The sequence below is a fragment of the Streptomyces sp. NPDC056948 genome, from assembly GCF_042674225.1.
GTDB lineage: Bacteria > Actinomycetota > Actinomycetes > Streptomycetales > Streptomycetaceae > Streptomyces > Streptomyces purpurascens.
This window is the reverse complement of sequence record NZ_JBHUQX010000656.1, coordinates 1-3,368: the sequence shown is the minus strand read 5'-3', so window position 1 is coordinate 3,368 and position 3,368 is coordinate 1. Positions and strand designations below refer to the sequence as shown.

Sequence of the window (3,368 nt, the reverse complement as noted above, 5' to 3'; positions counted from 1 at the left end):
GTCGCGAAGAACATGAACGCCTCGCTGGAGGTGCCCACGGCCACGTCCGTGCGCGCGGTCCCGGTGAAGCTGCTCTTCGACAACCGCATCGTCATCAACAACCACCTGAAGCGCGCCCGGGGCGGGAAGATCTCCTTCACGCACCTGATCGGCTACGCGATGGTGCAGGCCATCAAGGCCATGCCGTCCATGAACTACTCCTTCGCGGAGAAGGACGGCAAGCCGACCCTGGTCAAGCCCGAGCACGTCAACTTCGGCCTCGCCATCGACCTGGTCAAGCCCAACGGCGACCGTCAGCTGGTCGTCGCGGGCATCAAGAAGGCCGAGACGCTGAACTTCTTCGAGTTCTGGCAGGCCTACGAGGACATCGTCCGCCGCGCGCGCGACGGCAAGCTCGGCATGGACGACTTCACCGGCGTGACGGTCTCCCTGACCAACCCCGGCGGCCTCGGCACCGTCCACTCCGTGCCGCGCCTGATGCCCGGCCAGTCGGTGATCATGGGCGTCGGCTCCATGGACTACCCGGCGGAGTTCCAGGGCACCTCCCAGGACACCCTGAACAAGCTCGGCATCTCGAAGGTCATGACGCTCACGTCGACCTACGACCACCGGGTGATCCAGGGCGCCGCCTCCGGCGAGTTCCTGCGGATCGTCGCGAACCTCCTCCTCGGTGAGAACAACTTCTACGACGAGATCTTCGAGGCGCTGCGCATCCCCTACGAGCCGGTCCGCTGGCTCAAGGACATCGACGCCTCGCACGACGACGACGTCACGAAGGCCGCCCGCGTCTTCGAGCTGATCCACTCCTACCGGGTCCGCGGCCACGTCATGGCCGACACCGACCCGCTGGAGTACCAGCAGCGCAAGCACCCCGACCTGGACATCACCGAGCACGGGCTCACCCTGTGGGACCTGGAGCGTGAGTTCGCCGTCGGTGGCTTCTCGGGCAAGTCCCTGATGAAGCTGCGCGACATCCTCGGCGTGCTGCGCGACTCGTACTGCCGCACCACCGGCGTCGAGTTCATGCACATCCAGGACCCGAAGCAGCGCCGGTGGATCCAGGACCGCATCGAGCGCGCGCACACCAAGCCGGAGCGCGAGGAGCAGCTGCGCATCCTGCGCCGGCTGAACGCCGCCGAGGCCTTCGAGACCTTCCTGCAGACGAAGTACGTCGGCCAGAAGCGCTTCTCCCTGGAAGGCGGCGAGTCCGTCATCCCGCTCCTGGACGCGGTCCTGGACAGCGCGGCGGAGTCCCGTCTCGACGAGGTCGTCGTCGGCATGGCCCACCGCGGCCGGCTGAACGTCCTGGCGAACATCGTCGGCAAGTCGTACGCGCAGATCTTCCGCGAGTTTGAGGGCAACCTCGACCCGAAGTCGATGCACGGCTCCGGCGACGTGAAGTACCACCTGGGCGCCGAGGGCACCTTCACGGGCCTGGACGGCGAGCAGATCAAGGTCTCGCTGGCCGCCAACCCCTCGCACCTGGAGGCGGTCGACCCGATCCTGGAGGGCATCGCCCGCGCCAAGCAGGACATCATCAACAAGGGCGGCACGGACTTCACGGTCCTGCCGGTGGCGATCCACGGCGACGCGGCCTTCGCGGGCCAGGGCGTGGTGGCCGAGACCCTGAACATGTCGCAGCTGCGCGGCTACCGTACCGGCGGCACGGTCCACGTGGTCATCAACAACCAGGTCGGCTTCACGGCGGCGCCGGAGTCCTCGCGCTCGTCGATGTACGCCACCGACGTGGCCCGCATGATCGAGGCGCCGATCTTCCACGTGAACGGCGACGACCCCGAGGCCGTCGTCCGCGTGGCCCGGCTGGCCTTCGAGTTCCGCCAGGCGTTCAACAAGGACGTGGTCATCGACCTCATCTGCTACCGCCGCCGCGGTCACAACGAGTCGGACAACCCGGCCTTCACCCAGCCGCTGATGTACGACCTGATCGACAAGAAGCGCTCGGTGCGCAAGCTGTACACCGAGTCCCTCATCGGTCGCGGGGACATCACCCTGGAAGAGGCCGAGCAGGCGCTGCAGGACTACCAGGGCCAGCTCGAGAAGGTCTTCACGGAGGTCCGCGAGGCCACCTCGCAGCCGGCCGCCGCGGAGCCCACCGACCCGCAGGCCGAGTTCCCGGTCGCCGTGAACACCGCGGTCACCTCGGAGGTCGTCAAGCGGATCGCCGAGTCCCAGGTCAACATCCCCGACCACATCACCGTCCACCCGCGTCTGCTGCCGCAGCTCCAGCGCCGGGCGGCGATGGTCGAGGACGGCACGATCGACTGGGGCATGGGCGAGACCCTCGCGATCGGCTCCCTCCTGCTGGAGGGCGTCCCGGTCCGCCTCGCGGGCCAGGACTCGCAGCGCGGTACGTTCGGCCAGCGCCACGCGGTCATCATCGACCGCACCACGGGCGACGAGTACACGCCGCTGCAGTACCTCTCCGAGGACCAGGCGCGGCTGAACGTCTACAACTCCCTCCTCTCCGAGTACGCGGCGATGGGCTTCGAGTACGGCTACTCGCTGGCCCGCCCCGAGGCGCTCGTGATGTGGGAGGCGCAGTTCGGCGACTTCGTCAACGGCGCGCAGACGGTCGTGGACGAGTTCATCTCGTCGGCCGAGCAGAAGTGGGCCCAGACGTCCGGCGTGGTCCTGCTCCTGCCGCACGGTTACGAGGGCCAGGGTCCGGACCACTCCTCGGCCCGCCCGGAACGCTTCCTCCAGATGTGCGCCCAGAACAACATGACGGTCGCCACGCCGACGTCGCCGTCGAACTACTTCCACCTCCTGCGGTGGCAGGTGCACAACCCGCACCACAAGCCGCTGGTGGTCTTCACGCCGAAGTCGATGCTGCGCCTGAAGGCGGCGGCGGCGCAGGCGGAGGAGTTCACGACGGGCCAGTTCCAGCCGGTCATCGGCGACGCGTCGGTCGACCCGGCCGCGGTCAAGAAGGTCGTCTTCTGCGCCGGCAAGGTCTACTACGACCTGGAGGCCGAGCGTCAGAAGCGCGGCGTCACGGACACGGCGATCATCCGCATCGAGCGCCTGTACCCGCTGCCGGGTGCCGAGCTCCAGGCGGAGATCAAGAAGTACCCGAACGCCGAGAAGTACCTGTGGGCCCAGGAGGAGCCGGCGAACCAGGGTGCCTGGCCGTTCATCGCGCTCAACCTGATCGACCACCTGGACCTGGCGGTCGGCGCCGACGTCCCGCACGGCGAGCGCCTGCGCCGCATCTCGCGTCCGCACGGCTCGTCCCCGGCGGTGGGTTCCGCGAAGCGGCACCAGGCCGAGCAGGAGCAGTTGGTGCGTGAGGTGTTCGAGGCGTAAGCGCCCTCGCGCGTCGTACGTGACCGGGCCGCATCCCCGCT

The 3,368-nt window shown here is 68.2% G+C and carries 1 protein-coding gene; it reads left to right on the top strand.

Going from position 1 to position 3,368, the window contains the following annotated elements:
* Nucleotides 1-3,327: multifunctional oxoglutarate decarboxylase/oxoglutarate dehydrogenase thiamine pyrophosphate-binding subunit/dihydrolipoyllysine-residue succinyltransferase subunit (locus tag ACFTZL_RS43005; protein WP_382595497.1), on the top strand; the 3,327-nt coding region annotated here is incomplete at its 5' end.
* Nucleotides 3,328-3,368: the final 41 nt, after the last annotated feature.